21 protein-coding genes are annotated in these 19,209 nt (G+C 61.9%); 15 read left to right on the top strand and 6 right to left on the bottom strand.

From position 1 onward, the window contains the following. Window positions 1-32 precede the first annotated feature (32 nt). The 7 genes from K5K89_RS15730 (at window position 33) to K5K89_RS15700 (ending at window position 7,372) form a co-directional block, all read left to right on the top strand. Window positions 33-1,091 carry an NAD(P)H-dependent flavin oxidoreductase gene (locus tag K5K89_RS15730; RefSeq protein ID WP_222539735.1) on the top strand — a complete coding sequence of 353 codons (1,059 nt, stop codon included), beginning with the start codon at window positions 33-35 and terminating at the stop codon, window positions 1,089-1,091. A 119-nt stretch (window positions 1,092-1,210) separates the two neighbouring features. Continuing rightward, window positions 1,211-1,969 (top strand): molybdate ABC transporter substrate-binding protein, encoded by a 759-nt coding sequence (modA, locus tag K5K89_RS15725; protein ID WP_071488232.1) that lies wholly within the window; start codon window positions 1,211-1,213, stop codon window positions 1,967-1,969. Further along, window positions 1,970-2,650, top strand: coding sequence for a molybdate ABC transporter permease subunit (gene modB, locus K5K89_RS15720; RefSeq protein ID WP_071488231.1), 681 nt, complete (start codon window positions 1,970-1,972; stop codon window positions 2,648-2,650). A gap of 5 nt (window positions 2,651-2,655) precedes the next feature. Beyond that, window positions 2,656-3,735 (top strand): molybdenum ABC transporter ATP-binding protein, encoded by a 1,080-nt coding sequence (modC, locus tag K5K89_RS15715; protein ID WP_222541718.1) that lies wholly within the window; start codon window positions 2,656-2,658, stop codon window positions 3,733-3,735. 78 nt (window positions 3,736-3,813) lie between these two features. Next, window positions 3,814-4,851, top strand: a complete 1,038-nt coding sequence (locus K5K89_RS15710) for a DNA topoisomerase IB (RefSeq protein WP_071488230.1) — start codon at window positions 3,814-3,816, stop codon at window positions 4,849-4,851. A gap of 124 nt (window positions 4,852-4,975) precedes the next feature. Then, window positions 4,976-6,598: an ABC-F family ATP-binding cassette domain-containing protein gene (locus tag K5K89_RS15705; RefSeq protein WP_222539734.1), complete on the top strand. Its 1,623-nt coding sequence runs from the start codon at window positions 4,976-4,978 to the stop codon at window positions 6,596-6,598. A gap of 69 nt (window positions 6,599-6,667) precedes the next feature. Beyond that, a complete protein-coding gene (locus K5K89_RS15700; protein WP_071488228.1) occupies window positions 6,668-7,372 on the top strand; it encodes a YoaK family protein in 705 nt (234 codons plus the stop codon). A gap of 144 nt (window positions 7,373-7,516) precedes the next feature. Here K5K89_RS15700 and K5K89_RS15695 read toward each other — a convergent pair whose 3' ends face one another. The 4 genes from K5K89_RS15695 to K5K89_RS15680 all read right to left on the bottom strand — a co-directional run bounded on the left by K5K89_RS15695 (window position 7,517) and on the right by K5K89_RS15680 (window position 9,337). Next, on the bottom strand, window positions 7,517-7,870 hold the full coding sequence (locus K5K89_RS15695) for a hypothetical protein (protein WP_222539733.1): 354 nt from the start codon (window positions 7,868-7,870) through the stop codon (window positions 7,517-7,519). 176 nt (window positions 7,871-8,046) lie between these two features. Beyond that, window positions 8,047-8,358, bottom strand: a complete 312-nt coding sequence (locus tag K5K89_RS15690) for an AzlD domain-containing protein (RefSeq protein ID WP_071488226.1) — start codon at window positions 8,356-8,358, stop codon at window positions 8,047-8,049. Further along, window positions 8,355-9,050, bottom strand: a complete 696-nt coding sequence (locus K5K89_RS15685) for an AzlC family ABC transporter permease (protein WP_071488225.1) — start codon at window positions 9,048-9,050, stop codon at window positions 8,355-8,357. The genes K5K89_RS15690 and K5K89_RS15685 overlap by 4 nt, the downstream gene beginning before the upstream one ends. A gap of 71 nt (window positions 9,051-9,121) precedes the next feature. Further along, the gene (locus tag K5K89_RS15680) at window positions 9,122-9,337 is read right to left on the bottom strand and encodes a hypothetical protein (protein ID WP_025856028.1); all 216 of its coding nucleotides are present in this window, start codon (window positions 9,335-9,337) and stop codon (window positions 9,122-9,124) included. 177 nt (window positions 9,338-9,514) lie between these two features. On the opposite strand from K5K89_RS15680, the gene K5K89_RS15675 reads away from it, so the two are divergent. The 6 genes from K5K89_RS15675 (at window position 9,515) to K5K89_RS15650 (ending at window position 13,884) form a co-directional block, all read left to right on the top strand. Further along, window positions 9,515-9,871 carry a metalloregulator ArsR/SmtB family transcription factor gene (locus tag K5K89_RS15675; RefSeq protein ID WP_071488224.1) on the top strand — a complete coding sequence of 119 codons (357 nt, stop codon included), beginning with the start codon at window positions 9,515-9,517 and terminating at the stop codon, window positions 9,869-9,871. A 19-nt stretch (window positions 9,872-9,890) separates the two neighbouring features. After that, entirely contained in the window at window positions 9,891-11,174 is a 1,284-nt protein-coding gene (locus K5K89_RS15670) for an arsenic transporter (RefSeq protein WP_071488223.1), read from the top strand. Window positions 11,175-11,187: 13 nt separating this feature from the next. Next, window positions 11,188-11,658 (top strand): arsenate reductase ArsC, encoded by a 471-nt coding sequence (locus K5K89_RS15665; RefSeq protein ID WP_071488222.1) that lies wholly within the window; start codon window positions 11,188-11,190, stop codon window positions 11,656-11,658. A gap of 11 nt (window positions 11,659-11,669) precedes the next feature. After that, window positions 11,670-12,356, top strand: coding sequence for an arsenical resistance protein ArsH (gene arsH, locus K5K89_RS15660; RefSeq protein ID WP_078048549.1), 687 nt, complete (start codon window positions 11,670-11,672; stop codon window positions 12,354-12,356). Between the two features lie 49 nt (window positions 12,357-12,405). After that, window positions 12,406-13,197, top strand: coding sequence for an AraC family transcriptional regulator (locus K5K89_RS15655; RefSeq protein WP_071488220.1), 792 nt, complete (start codon window positions 12,406-12,408; stop codon window positions 13,195-13,197). 75 nt (window positions 13,198-13,272) lie between these two features. After that, window positions 13,273-13,884: a LysE family transporter gene (locus tag K5K89_RS15650; protein ID WP_071488219.1), complete on the top strand. Its 612-nt coding sequence runs from the start codon at window positions 13,273-13,275 to the stop codon at window positions 13,882-13,884. On the opposite strand, the gene K5K89_RS15645 is transcribed toward K5K89_RS15650, so the two are convergent. Together K5K89_RS15645 and K5K89_RS15640 are read right to left on the bottom strand one after the other, a co-directional pair. Beyond that, the gene (locus K5K89_RS15645) at window positions 13,885-15,192 is read right to left on the bottom strand and encodes an MFS transporter (RefSeq protein WP_222539732.1); all 1,308 of its coding nucleotides are present in this window, start codon (window positions 15,190-15,192) and stop codon (window positions 13,885-13,887) included. It abuts the gene before it with no gap. Window positions 15,193-15,213: 21 nt separating this feature from the next. Then, on the bottom strand, window positions 15,214-15,480 hold the full coding sequence (locus K5K89_RS15640) for a metal-sensing transcriptional repressor (protein ID WP_071488217.1): 267 nt from the start codon (window positions 15,478-15,480) through the stop codon (window positions 15,214-15,216). 440 nt (window positions 15,481-15,920) lie between these two features. Here K5K89_RS15640 and K5K89_RS15635 point away from each other — a divergent pair, with 440 nt between their 5' ends. Next, window positions 15,921-16,214 carry a hypothetical protein gene (locus K5K89_RS15635; protein WP_071488216.1) on the top strand — a complete coding sequence of 98 codons (294 nt, stop codon included), beginning with the start codon at window positions 15,921-15,923 and terminating at the stop codon, window positions 16,212-16,214. 237 nt (window positions 16,215-16,451) lie between these two features. Next, window positions 16,452-19,166, top strand: coding sequence for a magnesium-translocating P-type ATPase (mgtA, locus tag K5K89_RS15630; protein WP_222539731.1), 2,715 nt, complete (start codon window positions 16,452-16,454; stop codon window positions 19,164-19,166). The last annotated feature ends 43 nt before the right edge of the window (window positions 19,167-19,209 follow it).

Below are 19,209 nucleotides of genomic sequence, written 5' to 3'. Positions count from 1 at the left end.
GAAAAGCCTCACTAACGCTGGAGACGCATCCCATGAGCACCTGGCCAGACACCCGCCTTCTCGACCTGCTGGGCATTCAGTTGCCCATCATCCAGGCCCCCATGGCGGTGGGCACGACCACCGCCATGGTTATCGCCGCCAATCAGGCCGGTGCGTTGGGTTCGCTGCCGGCTGCTGCGCTGAGCATCGAGCAGCTGCGCGAAGCGCTGACCGCCATCCGCCAGGCCAGCCCACGTCCGATCAACGTCAATTTCTTCTGCCACCAACCGCCCACGCCAGACCCCGAGCGTGATCGCCGCTGGAAGGCACTGCTGGAACCCTACTACCGCGAACTGGGCGCCGACTTTGATGCGCCCACCCCGGTCTCCAACCGTGAACCGTTCAATGACGCCGCGTGCCAGGTCGTCGAAGAATTCCGCCCCGAAGTGGTCAGCTTTCACTTCGGTTTGCCGGAAAAGTCCCTGCTGGATCGGGTGAAAGCCACTGGTGCCAACGTGCTGTCTTCGGCCACCACGGTGGAAGAAGCGATCTGGCTGGAACAGCATGGCTGCGATGCAATCATCGCCATGGGCAGTGAGGCCGGCGGGCACCGTGGATTGTTCCTCAGCGACGACCTCAATACCCAGATCGGCCTGTTCGCCTTGTTGCCGCAAGTCGTCGACGCCGTCAGCGTGCCAGTGATTGCCGCCGGCGGCATCGGTGATGCGCGCGGGATTGTCGCGGCGTTCGCCCTCGGCGCCTCGGCGGTGCAGATTGGCACGGCGTACCTGTTTACTCCCGAAGCCAACGTCACGGCCTCACATCACTATGCTTTGCGCCATGCCCAGGCCAGCGAAACCGCGCTGACCAACCTGTTCACCGGTCGCCCGGCACGGGGCATCGTCAACCGGGTAATGCGCGAGTTGGGCGCGATCAACCCGGCCGCACCGGCGTTCCCCACTTCCGGTGGCGCGTTGATACCGCTCAAGGCCAAGGATGAAGCGGGCTTCAGCAACCTGTGGTCCGGTCAGGCACTGCGCCTGGGCAAAGACACCACGACTTATGAACTGACCCGTGAATTGGCGGAGCAGGCGCTGGCCAAGCTCAACTAGCACTCGGCTGTGTGGCAACTTTGCACTGTACCGGCAAAGGCCAACCGCTATATATTCCCATACATAGCGGTTAAGCCTTCTACCTATAACAAGCCGTACACCCTCAAAGGAGCTGTTTCATGAAGAGTCATGCCTCACGCCTGGCCATCCTGGCCGTTGCCCTGGCATTCGGTTCGGCCCACGCCGATGAAGTCCAGGTGGCCGTCGCCGCCAACTTCACTGCACCGATCCAGGCGATCGCCACCGACTTCGAGAAAGATACCGGGCACAAACTGGTCGCGGCCTACGGTGCCACCGGCCAGTTCTACACCCAGATCAAGAATGGCGCGCCGTTCGAAGTGTTCCTGAGCGCCGACGACACCACCCCGCAGAAGCTTGAAAGCGAAGGCGACACCGTCAAGGGTTCGCGCTTCACCTACGCCGTCGGCACCCTGGCGCTATGGTCGGCGAAGGACGGTTACGTCGACGCCAAAGGCGACGTATTGAAGAAAAACGAGTTCAAGCACCTGTCGATTGCCAACCCGAAAGCCGCACCCTATGGCCTGGCTGCCACTCAGGTGTTGGCCAAGGAAGGTCTGACCGACAAGGTCAAGGACAAGATTGTCGAAGGCCAGAACATCACCCAGGCTTATCAGTTCGTGTCCACCGGCAACGCCGAGCTGGGCTTTGTGGCCTTGTCGCAGATCTATAAAGACGGCAACGTCACCAGCGGTTCGGCGTGGATCGTCCCGGCGTCCATGCACGACCCGATCAAACAGGACGCAGTGATCCTCAACAAGGGCAAAGACAGCGCCGCTGCCAAGGCACTGGTCGAATACCTCAAGGGGCCTAAAGCCGCTGCCGTCATCAAGTCCTTTGGTTACGAGCTGGCCAAGTAAATGCCGTTATCGAGTGCCGATTTCTCCGCTATCTGGTTGACCCTCAAACTGGCCTCACTGACCACCGTGATCCTGCTGGTCATCGGCACTCCGATTGCCTTGTGGCTGTCGCGCACCCGTTCCTGGTGGCGCGGCCCCATTGGTGCGGTCGTCGCCTTGCCGTTGGTGTTGCCGCCGACGGTGATCGGTTTCTACCTGTTGTTGACCATGGGGCCCAATGGCTATTTCGGCCAGTTCACTCAGTGGTTGGGCCTGGGCACCCTCACCTTCAGCTTCGCCGGACTGGTGATCGGCTCAGTGATCTATTCCATGCCGTTTGTGGTGCAGCCGTTGCAAAACGCCTTCTCCGCCATCGGCACACGCCCACTGGAAGTGGCCGCAACCTTGCGTGCCAACCCGTGGGACACTTTTTTCACGGTGATTCTGCCCCTGGCCCGCCCCGGCTTTATCACCGCCTCGATCCTGGGCTTTGCACACACCGTCGGCGAATTCGGCGTGGTGCTGATGATCGGCGGCAATATCCCGGACAAGACCCGCGTGGTCTCCGTGCAGATCTACGACCATGTGGAAGCCATGGAATACGCCCAGGCCCATTGGCTGGCCGGCTCCATGGTGGTGTTCGCGTTCCTCGTGTTGCTGGCGCTCTACTCCAGCCGTAAAACCAGGATGGGCTGGAGCTGATGTCGATGATCAATGTGCGCCTGAACCTCAAGTACACAAGCTTTGCCCTCGATGTGGACCTGCACCTGCCCGGCCGAGGCGTAACCGCGCTGTTCGGGCATTCCGGTTCCGGCAAGACCACCTGCCTGCGCTGCATCGCCGGGCTGGAACGCGCCGGAGACGGCTTCATCCAGATCAATGATGATGTCTGGCAAGACAGTCGTAACGGGCTGTTCGTGCCGCCGCATAAACGCGCGCTGGGCTACGCGTTTCAGGAGGCCAGCCTGTTCCCGCACCTGTCGGTACGCGCCAACCTGGAGTTCGGCCTCAAGCGGATTGCCCGTCAACAGCGTCGTGTGGACATGGCCCAGGCCACTGAGTTGCTGGGCATCGGTCATCTGCTCGAGCGCCATCCCCAACACCTCTCCGGCGGCGAGCGCCAGCGCATCGGTATCGCCCGCGCCTTGCTCACCAGCCCGAGCCTGCTGCTGATGGACGAGCCCCTGGCTGCCCTCGACAGTCAGCGCAAAGGGGAAATCCTGCCGTACCTCGAACGCCTGCACGATGAACTGGATATCCCGGTGCTGTACGTCAGCCATGCCCAGGATGAAGTGGCACGCCTGGCCGATCACATCGTGCTGCTCAGCGAGGGCAAGGCCCTGGCCAGCGGCCCCATCGGTGAAACCCTGGCACGTCTCGACCTGCCCCTGGCGCGGGGTGACGATGCCGGTGTGGTCATCAATGGTACGGTCAGTGCCTACGACGACCACTACCAATTGCTCACGCTGCAACTGCCCGCCAGCGCCCTGCACATGCGCGTAGCCCATGCACCGCTGGCGCTGGGCAAGGCGCTGCGCATCAAGGTGCAGGCGCGCGACGTGAGCCTCAGCCTGCAAGCCGAGGAGCACAGCAGCATCCTCAACCGCCTGCCGGTCACCGTCACCCAGGAAATTGCCGCGGACAACAGCGCTCACGTGCTGGTACGCCTGGACGCGGGAGGCTCGCCGCTGTTGGCGCGCATCACGCGATTCTCCCGCGACCAGTTGCAACTGCACCCCGGCCAGACGCTGTGGGCGCAGATCAAGGCGGTCGCCGTGCTGGCTTGAGCAATCTTTTGGCACGACCGCATACGGCTGCGGTCAATCAGACATACCGGCCTGATGTGTTGCCAAGGAACCCGCCCCATGTCTGACTCTGCGCTACCCCGCGACCTGCATTACGTTGACGACACCCAGCCCGGCATCCGTCGCAAGACGCTGCGGGGCAAGTTCCAGTATTTCGATTCCAAGGGCGAGCGTATCCGCGATGCGGATGAGATCAAGCGCCTCAACGCCCTCGCCGTACCGCCGGCCTACACCGATGTGTGGATCTGCGCCGACCCGCAAGGCCATCTGCAAGCGACCGGCCGCGACGCGCGCGGGCGCAAGCAGTATCGCTATCACGCGCGCTGGCGTGAGGTGCGCGACAGCGACAAATACTCGCGCCTGCAGGAATTCGGCAACGCCTTGCCGAAGCTGCGCAAACAGTTGGAAGCGCAAATCGCCGAACCCGGCTTTACGCGCGAAAAAGTCCTGGCCACGGTCGTCATGCTGCTGGACGCGACGCTGATCCGGGTCGGCAATACTCAGTATGCGCGGGACAACAAGTCCTATGGGCTGACCACCCTGCGCACCCGTCATGTGGATGTCAAAGGCAGCGAGATCCAGTTCCAGTTTCGTGGAAAGAGCGGCGTAGAGCACCAGATAAGCGTCAAGGACCGGCGCCTGGCCACGGTGGTCAAACGCTGCATGGAGCTGCCGGGGCAGAACCTGTTCCAGTACCTGGACGAAGACGGTGTACGGCACACCGTCAGTTCCCAGGACGTCAATGACTACCTGCACCGCCTCACCGGCGCCGACTTCACCGCCAAGGACTACCGCACCTGGGCCGGCACCGCCATGGCGCTGGCGGTGTTGCGCGAGCTGGAATGGCAGCCTGAGTCGGATGCCAAGCGGCATGTGGTGGCGATGGTCAAGGACGTCGCCAGGCAGCTGGGCAACACGCCGGCGGTGTGCCGCAAATGCTATATCCACCCGGCCGTGCTGGAGCATTTCAGCCTCGGCGAACTCTCCAAATTGCCCAAACCAAGACTGCGCAAAGGGCTCAAGGCCGAAGAAGTGGCCTTGGCGATGTTCCTGGAGCAACTGGCGCAAGACTTGCCGAAAAAAGCCAAGGCGGGTTAGGCTTTGCCTCCCTTCTGATGCGCAGGACGACCGCCGACGTGAACCACTAAGCCTTCCAAAATGTACCCGCAACGAGCCGCCTGGCGCGCTTGTTGGCCTGTCCGACATTTTTTTGGAGGTGCTGATGACTGACGTCAACCGGCTGCCTGTGCTTGTTTCCCTGCAACATTTATCCTTCCGGTTCGCCAATGGCGAGACGCTGCTGGATGACCTCAACCTGTCCATCGATTACACCCCCACCGGTATCGTGGGGCGCAATGGTCGAGGAAAAAGTGTACTCGCCAAATTGATCGCGGGGCTGTTGTCGCCCTCCTCCGGCTCGTTGAATTGCCCACGCAGCGTGATCTATGTAGCGCAGAACGTCGTGGTAGCGCCAGGCGATACCGTCGCCGATCTTACCGGCACCGCAGCGATATTGACCGCCCTTGAGCGCATGGCCCGAGGCGCCCCACAGATCGATGACCTCGAATTGATCGATGATCGTTGGGACTTGGCCGAGCGTTTGCGCAGTAGCTTGAATGCCGCAGGGTTGTCGCGGCTTTCTGTTGATACCCCAGCCCGTCAACTCAGCGGCGGCCAGTTAGCCAGGGTTGCGATCATCGGCGCGCTGCTGGCCGCGCCACAGTTGCTGGTGCTCGATGAGCCCACCAACTACCTCGATAGCGATGGCCGCGCCTGGCTGCTGCGTGTCCTCGACGAATGGCGTGGCGGCCTGGTGGTGGTCAGCCATGACCGGCAATTACTCAACGCAATGGGGCGCATCATTGAGCTGTCGCCGCTCGGCGTAAACCTATATGGCGGGAACTACGACGCCTATCGACAACAGCGCGACGCTGAACAGCACGCCGCCGTCGCCGCACTGGAACACGCTCGCCTGGAACGCACCCGCGAAAAGCGGCGCCTGCAAAAAGGCCACGACAACCTGCAACGCCATGCCGCCCGCTCACGCAAGCATGCGGAAACGGCCAACGTCGATCGCTTCACCAAAGCGCGCTGGAAAGGCGCTGCCTCGCAGATCGTCAGCACCGTGCGCAGCGCGCATGAGCAACACAAACAGGAGCTGGATGCCCAGGTGCGCCAAGCCTATGCTCGGGTCGAGGATGAAACGCCGACGCTGGTGGCATTGCCTGCGTCAGCGGTACCTAACGGCCGACAGGTGCTGTCGTTGATCAACGCGCAATTACCCTGGCTGCCGTCGACCTGCCTCAACGTGCACCTCACCGGCCCGGTGCGTGTGGCGGTGCATGGACCCAACGGTTGCGGCAAGTCCACGCTGCTCAAAGTGCTGGCGGGAGAATGGCGTGCAGAAAGCGGCGAATGCCACGTGCACGTGCCCAGCGCCTATATCGATCAGCACCTCGCGCTGCTCGACGACCACTGTTCCATCGTCGAACAACTGAACCTGCTGGACACCCCGCTGGCGGAAGGCGAATTGCGCACGCGCCTGGCCCTGCTGCAACTGGATGCCCTGCGTGTGACCCAACCCGCCGGGCAACTCAGCGGCGGCGAACGCCTGAAGGCTGCGATGGCGGTTGCCTTGTGGCGCGCAGTGCCGGCGCAATTGCTGTTGCTGGACGAGCCGACCAACCATTTGGACCTGGAATCGGTGATGGCGTTTGAGCAAGCCATGCAAGGTTTTGCCGGGGCAATGCTGGTGGTGTCCCATGACGCGGCGTTTGTGCAAGCGATCAGGCCGACGCACTTTCTGGACTGGCATCCTGCGGGTTGGACCCTGACGCCTGCCTGAGGTCATTGCATGCGCGCTTAAAGCGTCCTACGGTAGTGGCCGGATAATCTCACCGAGGAACCCGGCCCTATGTTGCCTTCGCCACGAAAGCCCTACGTCAATGCCGCACTGGCCCATCGACAGCGTTGGCGTGGCCGCGTCGGACTGATGCTGGTGGCCAGCCTGTCGGTGCTGGCGGGCATGACCGATGCCATCGGCTTCATGGCGAGCGGTGACTTTGTTTCGTTCATGAGCGGGAACACTACGCGCCTGGCGGTGGCGATAAGCGCGGGTGACCTGGGCCTGACCGGGCGGCTGCTGTTGCTGGTGGCAACTTTTGTGGTGGGTAACGCGCTGGGCGTGGTGGTCGGCCGACTCAGCCGTCGCCATGCCCTGCCCTTGCTGCTGTGTATTGCCGCCTTGCTGTGCGGCGGTGCACTCCTGCCCTTCGCCGATACGTTGCCCGCACTACTGGCGGCGATCATCGCGATGGGCATGCTCAATGCTGCGGTGGAAGAGGTCAACGGGCTGCCGGTGGGACTGACTTACGTCACCGGTGCACTGTCACGCTTTGGCCGTGGGCTGGGGCGCTGGCTGCTCGGCGAGCGCCGCAATGGCTGGCGCGTACAGTTGATCCCTTGGGCCGGGATGTTTGTGGGGGCGGTGATCGGTGCGCTGCTGGAGCAGCAACTGGGGCTCAAGGCGCTGATCGTCAGCGGTGTATTGGCGGGGTTTCTGGGGCTGGTATCGCTGAAGATCCCTCGGCGCTGGCACCTGGGCTTCATGCCCCGCTGAAGGTTAAAAGGAGCTCGCCCGACGTTTAGGCCTCGACGTCCGTGTACTGGTAAAGAGCCATCATGTCGGGCGAGCCGGTGAATCATAAGCGAATGCCTCGCGGCTGTCGTGCCAGGCATTTCCTAAATCGACTAAGGCAACGGATTACAGGCAGGTCGCCAGTGCGGCCAAACGGCGCTTGGCCGGCATGTTGTCTTCGATGGCGTAGTACTTGATGGTGGAACCGCTGCCCGCGCTCTGTACATCGACAAAGTAATCGCCAGCGGTGGTGTACACCGTGAAGCCACCCGCGCCGATCGGCTCCTTGAAGCCGCCGGCGTCAACGCCGAACACACTTTCGTCCTGCCAGCCGAACTGCACGCATTCGGCAATGACCAGGGTGGCCTTGTCCGAAGCCAGGGTCTTGTAAGGCGTGCCTGCGCGCGCGTCTTTCATCTTCGAACCCGCGCAACCGGCCAGGGCCGCCAGTACCAGTGCGCCAATTACCACCTTGGGCATGCCATTGCTCCGTTGGAAAAAAACGCGACTGTACCATTGCCACAGGCCGGACTGATGGCCGCATGAACTTTGTTTCACTGTAAAGGGGCTAGGCGCGACCTATAGTGGTCACGCTCATTTTTAGAAGTCTTCCTTCCGCCCGCGCTCCCGCGGGCTTTTTTTCGCCCCGGTTGTGCTCAGAGCAGCCAGCGGAACAGATAGAACAACGCCATGCTCAGCAGCACCGTCATCAACACATTGCGTGTCCAGAACATCAATGCCACGGCGCTGATACCCGCCAGCAGGTAAGGGTTGGCCGGGCTCAGGTTGAGCTGGTGGTCAGCCAGGAAAATGATCGGCCCGCAAATCGCCGTGAGCATCCCCGGCACCGCGAATCCCAGAAACTCCCGCGCGCCACGGTTGAGGCGCACCGGCAGGCGTGGCTCGATAAACAGGTAACGGTTGAGAAACACCACCAGGCCCATGGCCACGATCATGATGTAGATCATTGCTGCCCTACTCCCAGTCGCTTGCAGGCATACCCTGCGCTCATGCCCAGCAGGCCGGACACCACCACCGCCGATTCCCAATGCAGGAAGCTCAGCCACACCGAGAACAGCAATGACACCGCCACACAGACCACCGTGGGAACGTCACGCACCACCGGCGTAATCAAGGCGATGAAGGTGGCGGCGATGGAAAATTCCAGGCCCAGTTGGTCGAGGCCGGGAATGCTTTTACCAAGCACGATGCCGGCCAGGGTGAACAGGTTCCAGGCGATATAGAACGTCAGGCCGACACCCAAGGCATACCAGCGATTGAAGGTCTCGCGGTCATAGTGACTGACCAGCGCAAAGAATTCGTCGGTCAGCAGAAAGCCCAGGCTCATGCGCCAGCGGGTCTTGAGGGGAGAAAGGACCGGCCGCAAGTGCATGCCATACAGCAAATGCTGGGAGGTCAGCAGCAAGGTGGTCAGCACGATGGAAATCAGACTGGCGCCGCTCTTGACCATGCCGATGGCAACCAGTTGCGCAGCACCGGCGAATACGATGGCAGAAAGGCCCTGGGCTTCCAACGGGCTGAATTGTGCATCGATGGCCATGGAACCGGCCAACAGTCCCCAGGGCGCGCAGGCCAGGGACAAGGGAATGACGGCAATGGCGCCGCGAGCGAAGGCGTAATGAGGTAAGGCAGTAGGCATGGAAACGGCTCATCGACAGACAGTCGACAAGCATGCCAGCGCAACAATGGAGTTGTCTTGAACGATCTTGCTCAGGCGAGCCGGACCGACACTTGTTCCACCGAATCACGCGCTTCGCGCAGTTCGTGGGCATCCTGGTTGAGTCGGTGAATGGTATTGAGCAGGCGCTGGCGCAGCACTTCATCGCCGAGCTTTTCGACGGCGCGCATCAGGTCGAACGCCGCGGTTTCGTTATTTTCCGCGACGGAATCCAGGGTCTTGCGCAGGTTGCGAGTGGCACGGGTCACGCGGGGTCTTCCTTCATCAGCAATGGGCAGGCACTTTAGGACATTCGTGTTTCATTTTAATTTCAGACACTTGTGGTGATTTTCGAGACATATGATCCAAGTCAATTGAAACAGGATTTGACCGATACATATGGAAATACGTATATTCGGATAACCATATATACGAAGGCCTTGACCATGTCGGACCTCATCTCCCCGCCCACCCTGTTCAAATGCCTGGCCGATGCCACCCGAGCACGCCTGACGTTATTGATCCTGCGCGAAGGCGAACTTTGCGTGTGCGAACTGATCCATGCCTTGGACGACAGCCAGCCAAAAATCTCCCGTCACCTGGCGCAACTGCGCAGTTGCGGCTTGCTGCTGGATCGTCGTCAGGGTCAATGGATCTATTACCGCATCAATCCGGCATTACCCGACTGGGTCACTGCCGTGCTGCACACCACTTTGCAAGCCAACCAGCCCTGGTTGCACAGCGACGCACTGCGTCTGGATGCAATGGGCGACCGACCACAACGGGCCAGTACCTGCTGCTGAGCCACCGGAGCGTTTATCCATGCTTGTCGCCATCGCGATTTTTATCTTCACCATTGTTCTGGTCATCTGGCAACCCAAAGGCCTGGGCGTCGGCTGGAGCGCAACCCTGGGCGCGATCCTGGCCCTGGCTTTCGGCGTGATCAGCCTGGCCGACATCCCAGTGGTATGGCACATCATCTGGAATGCCACCGGTACTTTTGTCGCGCTGATCATCATCAGCCTGCTGCTGGATGAGGCCGGTTTTTTTGCCTGGACCGCCTTGCATGTGGCGCGCTGGGGACGTGGACGCGGACGGCGTTTGTTTGCCTACATGGTGCTGCTCGGCGCGCTGGTGTCGGCGTTGTTTGCCAATGACGGTGCAGCGCTGATCCTGACGCCCATCGTGATGTCGATGCTGCTGGCCCTGCGCTTTTCCCCGGCGGCAACCCTGGCTTTCGTCATGGGCGCGGGATTCATCGCCGACACGGCCAGCCTGCCGCTGGTGGTGTCGAACCTGGTGAACATCGTTTCGGCCGACTACTTCAAGATCGGTTTCAACGAATACGCCGCCGTGATGGTGCCGGTGAACTTCGTCAGCGTCGCGGCCACCCTGGCGGTGTTGCTGTGGTTCTTCCGCCGCGATATTCCACGAACCTATGACCCGGCCGACCTGGACGACCCCGCCAGCGCCATCCACGACCGCGCGACCTTCCGCGCCGGCTGGTGGGTGCTGGGCATCCTGCTGGTGGGGTGCTTTGCCCTGGAACCGCTGGGCATTCCGATCAGTGCGATTTCCGCCGCCTGTGCCCTGCTGTTGCTGGTGATCGCCGCCAAGGGGCACAAGATTTCCACGCGCAAAGTGCTGAAGGAAGCGCCGTGGCAGATCGTGATCTTTTCCCTGGGCATGTACCTGGTGGTCTACGGTCTGCGCAACGCCGGCCTGACCACCTACCTGGCCACCTGGCTCGACACGTTTGCCACTTACGGCGTGTGGGGCGCTGCCATGGGCACCGGTGTGCTGACGGCGCTGCTGTCGTCGGCGATGAACAATCTGCCGACGGTGTTGATCGGCGCGCTGTCCATCGAGTCCAGCCATGCCGTGGGTGTGGTCAAGGACGCGATGATCTACGCCAACGTGATCGGCAGCGACCTCGGCCCGAAGATCACCCCTATCGGCAGCCTGGCCACCTTGCTGTGGCTGCACATCCTGGCGCGCAAAGGCATCAGCATCACCTGGGGCTACTACTTCAAGGTCGGCATCGTGCTGACCCTGCCGGTGCTGTTGATCACCCTCGCCGCCCTCGCCTTGCGCCTGAGTTTCTAACGGAGATACCCCGATGAAAGTCCTGTTCATGTGTACCGCCAACAGCTGCCGCAGCATCTTGTCCGAAGCCATGTTCAACCACCTGGCGCCGGAAGGCTTCGAAGCGATCAGCTCCGGCAGTTTTCCCAAGGGCCAGGTGCTGCCACGTAGCTTGAGCACGTTGCAAGCGGCCGGGATCAGTACCGAAGGGTTGTACAGCAAGGGCAACGATGCCTTTGAAGGCAGCCCGCCGGATGTGGTGATTACGGTGTGCGACAAGGCCGCCGGCGAAGCCTGCCCGGTGTACTTCGGGCCGGCCGTGAAGGCGCACTGGGGGTTGGAAGACCCGTCGGACGTCCAGGGTGACGACGCCAGTGTGCAAGCGGCATTCGACGCCACACTGAAGACCATCGCCACACGCTGCAGGGCGTTCTTCGTCCTGCCCTTCGGCGAACTCAGCCCTGCCGACCTCAAGGCGGAACTCGCGCGCATTGCGCAGTTGTAATCGGAGGCCCTATGACGACGCTGCCCAATCTGGACCTGTCCCTGGTCGACTCAAAACCGGCCAGCCCGGACCAGCCGCCGCGCATCCTGCTGCTCTACGGCTCGACCCGCGAACGCTCGTTCAGCCGCCTGCTGGTGGAAGAAGCCGCACGGCTATTGCAGCACTTCGGCGCGCATACCCGCATCTTCAACCCCAGCGGCCTGCCATTGCCGGATGACGCGCCCAGCGACCACCCCAAGGTGCAGGAACTGCTGGAACTGATGCAGTGGTCCGAAGGCCAGGTGTGGTGCTCGCCCGAGCGGCATGGCTCGATGTCGGCGGTGTTCAAGGCGCAACTGGACTGGGTGCCCTTGACCCTGGGCGCGGTCCGCCCGACCCAGGGCAAGACCCTGGCGGTGATGCAAGTGTCCGGCGGCTCCCAGTCCTTCAACACCGTCAACCAGCTGCGGGTGCTGGGGCGCTGGATGCGCATGTTCACCATCCCCAACCAGTCCTCGGTACCCAAGGCCTTCATGGAGTTCGATGAACAGGACCGCATGAAACCCTCGGCGCTTTATGATCGGGTCGTCGATGTAATGGAAGAACTGGTGCGCTTCACCCTGCTGCTGCGCGACCGTCCCGACCTGGTGGACCGTTACTCGGAACGCAAGGAAAGCGCCGGTGAACTGTCGCGCCGGGTCAATCAACGGTCGATTTGATCACCCTTGCCAGCGTATGCTCGTGCCTGTCCCCGACTGAGTGAAATCGATGAGCGCCGTGCAACACGCCTGGCTGGGCAACTATGAAGTCAGCAGCACCACCTGCACCGGCCTGACTTTTGCCCGCCACAGCCATGATGAATGTGTGATCGGCGTGAACCTGGCAGGCGAGGAAAAGGTCTGGCTGGATCGTCGCGAGTTCCACGCCGGCCCAGGCTCCATCACCCTGTACAACCCCGGTCAGATTCAAGGCGGCGGTGCGGCCGATGGTGCGCCCTGGCACTTTGTGAGCCTGTACGCCACGGCGGATCAATTGGCGGCGGACCTGGGGCTGGTGCATCTGGAATTTGACCGTGCCTTATGTGTTCAGCCCGAGCTTGCCCTGCGACTGGCCGCCGCGATCAAGGGTGCGCTAAACGGTGACACGCTGGTTCGCGACGTGAATGAAGATGCCTTGGTGCTGCTGTTGGCAGAGGTCGTGAACATCAGCGGCGTACGTCTGCCCGGCACCGCCAGCCCCGGCAAACCCCTGATCAGCCGCGCCCAGGCATTACTCGCCGAACACCTGCATCAACCCCTGACCCTGGACCACCTGGGCGGCGAACTGGGGTTGTCCAAATTCCACCTGCTGCGTGCCTTCCAGAAAGAAACCGGGCTGACGCCCCGGGAGTGGGCCATGCAGTTGCGTACCCGTCGCGCCAAAGGCCTGTTGCGCAAAGGGGTTCCCGCCGGCGAGGCAGCCCACGACCTGGGCTTCGCCGACCAGAGTCACCTGAACCGGCATTTCCGGGCGGCCTACGGCATCACTCCTGGCCACTATCAAAGCACCGTGAAGCGCTAAACAGCGCAATCTGGTCCAAGACACCGCACCTGCACATCCTCACACTGCCCCACCTCACTTGAAGGAAATGCGGGCATGCTGACGATCTTTTTTTATGCACTGATATTCGGTTTTGTGTTTTGCCTCTCCCCCGGCGCCGTGCTCGCGGAGACCCTGCGCCGTGGCTTGCTGCATGGCTTTACACCCGCCCTGCTGGTGCAGTTCGGCTCATTGGTGGGCGATGCCGTGTGGGCGGTGATCGGCCTGACCGGGATCGCCCTGCTGATCCAGCATGACACGGTGCGTGTGCCGTTGACGGTGGTGTGTGCGTTGTACCTGGCCTGGCTGGGCGTACGCAGCCTGATCGATGCCTGGCACCTGCCACAACCGGACAGCGCGCCGGCCAGCACTCGGCAAAATGCCCTGGCGGTAGGCGCTGCAATTTCCCTGGCCAACCCGAAGAACATCGTCTACTGGGGCGCACTGGGCAGTGCGCTGTCGGGGATTGTCGGCACCACGCCCAGCCACGGGCAGACGCTGATGTTCTTTGCCGGGTTCATGCTCGCGTCGATCTTGTCATGCTTTCTGATTGCCGCTCTGGTGAACCTGTTGCGGCAGAACGCCTCGCCCACTTGGCAGCGCATCAGTTATGCCGCCTGTGGGCTGGTGCTGATCTACCTGGCGCTGCTGGCCTGGCAAGGCCTCTGATCAGGCCGGCCAGCGGCGGTGCAGGTCATCGATCACATAGGCATGCCCATGCACGCCGGCGTGATGGTGCAGCAGGTGCGGATGGCCGGCGGGCAGGTCGTGGTGTTCGTGCGCCACGCTTGCCTGCTCGTGTTCCGGTCGCCACAGACTGGCGCATGCGATCAAAGCCAGGGTGGCCACGAAGGCGAGGCTGGCAAATGTCTGCGCCATGCCGAAGTTGGCGCTGAGCCAACCGGCCAAGGGGTATGTCACCAGCCAGCAGCTATGCGACAAGGCGAATTGCGCGGCAAACAGCGCCGGCCGGTCCTCGGCATGGGCTGAGCGGCGCAGCAAGCGCCCGCCCGGGGTCTGCGCCAGGGAATAGCCCAGCCCCAGCACCCACCACAGCACCAGCATTTGCCGGTATTCAGACAGGTAGACGCCCACACTGAGCCCCAGGATCAGCAACCCACCGCCCGACAGCATGGCCGCGCGGTCGTTGAGACGCGCAAGCAACCTTGGCAACACCAGCGCCGCCATCATCGAGCCGGTGCCGAACGCGGCCAGCGCAAACGCCGTGAAGCGTTGCGGCAAGGCAAACCCGGATTGCACCAACACCACGCTGTTGACGATGACCATCGCACTGGCAGCCGCCACCGCCAGGTTCAGTGCCAGCAGACCGCGCAGGCGCGGCGTTGCCAGGAATATCCGCAGGCCACGGGTGGTGCGGTCATAGATACCGCGCCGCAGCGCCATCCGCGCCTGGGGCAAGAGCACCGACGACACCAGCAGGGCCGAGACCAGAAACCCTATCGAGGTCCCGGCGAACAGGCTGTGAAAGCTGATGACGCTCAACAGCATCGCCGCCAGGATCGGGCTGGCCACACTTTCCAGGTCATAGGCCAGGCGCGCCAGAGACAGCGCCTTGGTGTACTGCACCTCATCGGTGAGGATGTCGGGGATGGTCGCCTGGAAGGTCGGCGTGAAGGCCGCCGAAGCCGACTGCAGCACAAAAATCAGCAGGTAGACCTGCCACACCTCTGTGACGAAGGGCAACGCCAGCGCGACCAGCGCGCGTGTCAGGTCCAGGCCCACCAGCATCGCCCGGCGCGGCAAGCGCTCGGCAAAGGCGGCCGCCACTGGCGCCACCCCGATATAGGCCACCATCTTGATCGCCAATGCGGTCCCCAGCACGGTGCCGGCCTGGTCACCTGCCAGCTCGAACGCCAGCAACCCCAGAGCGACGGTGGTCAAGCCGGTGCCGATCAGGGCTATCACCTGGGCGAAGAACAGGCGACGGTAGGTTTTATTGCTGAGCACGTCGAACATGGGAGCCCCCTGGCGTGTTGCCTACAGGTATTTGGTCAGTTGCTTGAGCTCAGCCAGCGAGGCCAGGCTATCCAGCGTCACGCTGTCTTCCAGGCAATGGTCGAGATGGTCCTGGATCAGCGTGCGCTTGGCCTGGCAGATCGCCTTCTCCACCGCATGCAGTTGCTGGGCGATATCCACGCACGGGCGCCGCGCCTCGATCATGCTGGTGATGCTGCGCAAATGGCCTTCGGCACGCTTGAGGCGTTTGACGATGGCGTCATGGGTTTGGTGGACATGTTCGCTCATTGAGAGGCTCCTTCGAGGATGCCTGATCGTATCCCCCCCTGGAGGATACAGGCAAGCCCGTTCATCTCCACCTTCAAAAACAACTACTTCCCGCTCACAACGCTGAAGAAGTGCAAGTAACGATACAACCGAAGCAGAACTGAAACAGGCCTTCTATCTGAACAGACTCTGAACTTGTAATGAATTAATACATTAAGCGTTGACATCCTGCATCGCCCTGAGTAGATTGCCCGTGCCTGCAACTGGGGCCTTTTTTAAACCTCACAAAAGAAGCCAATGGACACAGTATCTAGTCGCTGTCCGAGCACCGCCTTGGCGGGCATCGGGCGCCAAACCCAGAACATGACAGGACTCGCCTCCCCGGTCCGGTAAGCTGCGCTAGAGCTTGATGCTCCACCGTAACTGCCTCGCCGGTCGCTTGTCCGGTCCCGAGGTGTGTTATGACCTTGCTAACCCTTGCTTTGCCCGATGTACGCACACTCGCGGCCGCCCTGCGTGCCAAGCTGTGCCGTGAGCCTGTGGGTTTTTCGCCTACCCGCTCAACCTTTGCTGCACCCTCCCCCCAAGTGCGCCCGGCCTACCCGCTGGCGCATTGGCGTATCTGCCCTGACAGCGGCCAACTGGTCCAGCACTGGGATCACGCCGACCCTCAAGACCCACAGAGACCCAAGGTTTCCAGCCTGGCCAAGGCCAGCTTGATGCTCGGTCTGTATGTGAGCGCTCGCGCCGCCTGACCCGGCTGGAAACAGCAACTTCCTGATTATTGTTCTGGCGTTCTTTTATGAACACGTCCAGTAGTAGCCCGCTGCGCGCTAATTAATTAACGCGCTGTTAGCGGGCACTGTAGAAGTTATGTGAACACCTTATTTAAACCGATCGCGAAGTTAGCGACTCGGCATGCTTTCGCTCGCCTGTCATCAGGCCGGTAACGGGTATGTTTTGTCGAAAAATTGGCGACAGGAGCACACACCATGAGCGCCGTAAGAAACGCCCCATTGAACAAAAAGAGCAGCAGCCACACCGACACCAGACTGTCGATGCGCGCCGCCCGCGAAGCCCAGAACGGATTGTCGGCCACCTTGGCCAACGTCCGCGCCACCAAGGACGGCCTCACCGAGCTGGACGCCCAGGCGCGCCTGCAACGCGAAGGCTACAACGAAGTTGCCCATGACAAGCCGCCTCACGCCATCGTGCAGTTCCTGCAGGCACTGAACAACCCATTCATCTATGTGCTGCTGACCCTGGGCGGTATCAGCTTCTTCACTGACTGCTGGCTGCCGATGCAGGAAGGCGAAGACGCCGACCCGACCAAAGTCATCATCATCATGACCATGGTATTGCTCAGCAGCCTGCTGCGCTTCTGGCAGGAACACCGCTCGGCCAAATCCGCCGAAGCCCTCAAGGCCATGGTCCGCACCACGGCCACCGTGCTGCGCCGTGAGCAAGTGGGCTCGCAACCGACCCTGCGTGAAGTGCCGATGCGCGAGCTGGTGGCCGGCGATATCGTGCAGCTGTCGGCCGGCGACATGATCCCGGCCGATATCCGCCTGATCGAGTCCCGTGACCTGTTCATCAGCCAGGCGGTGCTGACCGGCGAAGCCTTGCCGGTGGAAAAGTACGACACCCTCGGCGATGTCACACAGAAATCCGCCAGCGCCATGGCCGCCGACCAGGGCAACCTGCTGGACCTGCCCAACATCTGCTTCATGGGCACCAACGTGGTCAGCGGTCGGGCACAGGCTGTCGTCGTGGCCACCGGGGCACGCACCTACTTTGGCTCCCTGGCCAAGGCGATTGTCGGCTCGCGGGTGCAAACCGCGTTCGACCGCGGCGTGAACAGCGTCAGTTGGTTGCTGATCCGCTTCATGCTGGTGATGGTGCCGATCGTGTTCCTGCTCAATGGCTTCTCCAAGGGTGATTGGGGGGATGCGTTCCTGTTTGCCCTGGCAGTTGCCGTAGGCCTCACCCCGGAAATGCTGCCGATGATCGTCAGCGCCAACCTGGCCAAGGGCGCCACGGCCATGGCCAAGCGCAAAGTGGTGGTCAAGCGCCTCAACGCGATCCAGAACTTCGGTTCGATGGATGTGCTGTGCACCGACAAGACCGGCACCCTGACCCAGGACAAGATCATCCTCGAACACCACGTCAACGCCTTCGGCCAACGTGACGACGCCGTGCTGTCCCTGGCCTGGCTCAACAGCCATCACCAGAGCGGCATGAAAAACCTGATGGACCAGGCGGTGGTGGAGTTCTCGGAACGTAATCCGAAGTTCCAGGTGCCGTTTGCCTACAGCAAAGTGGATGAGTTGCCGTTCGACTTCGTCCGCCGTCGCCTGTCGATCGTGGTCAAGGATGCCGCCGACGATCAACTGCTGGTGTGCAAAGGCGCCGTGGAAGAGATGCTGAGCATTTCCACGCATGTGATGGAAGCCGGCGCTGCGGTGCCACTGGATGATCGTCGCCGCGAGGAACTGCTGGCGATCGCCAACGACTACAACGAGGACGGTTTCCGCGTGCTGGTAGTGGCGACCCGTCACATCCCTAAATCCCTGGCGCGTCAGCAGTACACCACGGCCGATGAGCGCAGCCTGGTGATTCAGGGCTTCCTGACCTTCCTTGATCCACCGAAGGAAACCGCCGGCCCTGCGATTGCCGCGCTGCAACAGATTGGCGTGGCGATCAAAGTGCTCACCGGCGATAACGCCGTGGTCACCAGCAAGATCTGCCGCCAGGTCGGCCTCGATCCAGGCCAGCCGTTGCTGGGCACCGAAATCGAAGCGATGGACGACGCGACGCTGCTGCGCCGCGTGGAAGAACGTACCGTGTTTGCCAAGCTGACACCGCTGCAGAAATCCCGGGTGCTCAAGGCGCTGCAAGCCAACGGCCACACCGTGGGCTTCCTCGGTGACGGGATCAACGATGCACCGGCGCTGCGTGATGCCGACGTGGGAATCTCGGTCGACACCGCCACCGATATCGCCAAGGAATCAGCCGATATCATCCTGCTGGAAAAGAGCCTGATGGTGCTGGAAGAAGGTGTGCTCAAGGGCCGCGAAACCTTCGGCAATATCATGAAGTACCTGAACATGACCGCCAGCTCCAACTTCGGCAACGTGTTCTCGGTGCTGGTGGCCAGTGCGTTCATTCCGTTCCTGCCGATGCTGTCGATCCACCTGCTGCTGCAGAACCTGATGTACGACATCTCCCAGCTGGCGTTGCCATGGGACAAGATGGACAAGGAATACCTGGCCAAGCCGCGCAAGTGGGATGCGAAAAACATCGGCCGCTTCATGATCTGGATCGGGCCGACTTCGTCGATCTTCGACATCACCACCTTTGCGCTGATGTGGTACGTGTTCGCCGCCAACAGCGTCGAGATGCAGACCCTGTTCCAGTCCGGCTGGTTCATCGAGGGCCTGCTCTCGCAAACCCTGGTGGTGCACATGTTGCGCACCCGCAAGGTCCCATTCTTCCAGAGCACCGCCGCGTGGCCGGTGTTGATGATGACCTGCGTGGTGATCGTACTGGGGATCTATGTGCCGTTCTCGCCGCTGGGCACCCTGGTGGGCCTGCAACCGTTGCCGATGGCCTACTTCCCATGGCTGGTGGGCACCCTGCTCAGCTACTGCTGCGTGGCCCAACTGATGAAGACGATCTACATCCGCCGCTTCAAGCAGTGGTACTGATCTCCCCCGCCGTTTAAACGGTGGCGGTCGCCCGGCCGCCACC

It is taken from the genome of Pseudomonas sp. DR208 (genome assembly GCF_019823005.1).
Taxonomy (GTDB): domain Bacteria; phylum Pseudomonadota; class Gammaproteobacteria; order Pseudomonadales; family Pseudomonadaceae; genus Aquipseudomonas; species Aquipseudomonas extremorientalis.
Note: the sequence above shows the minus strand (reverse complement) of the source record. Positions and strands in the feature narration are given on the sequence as shown.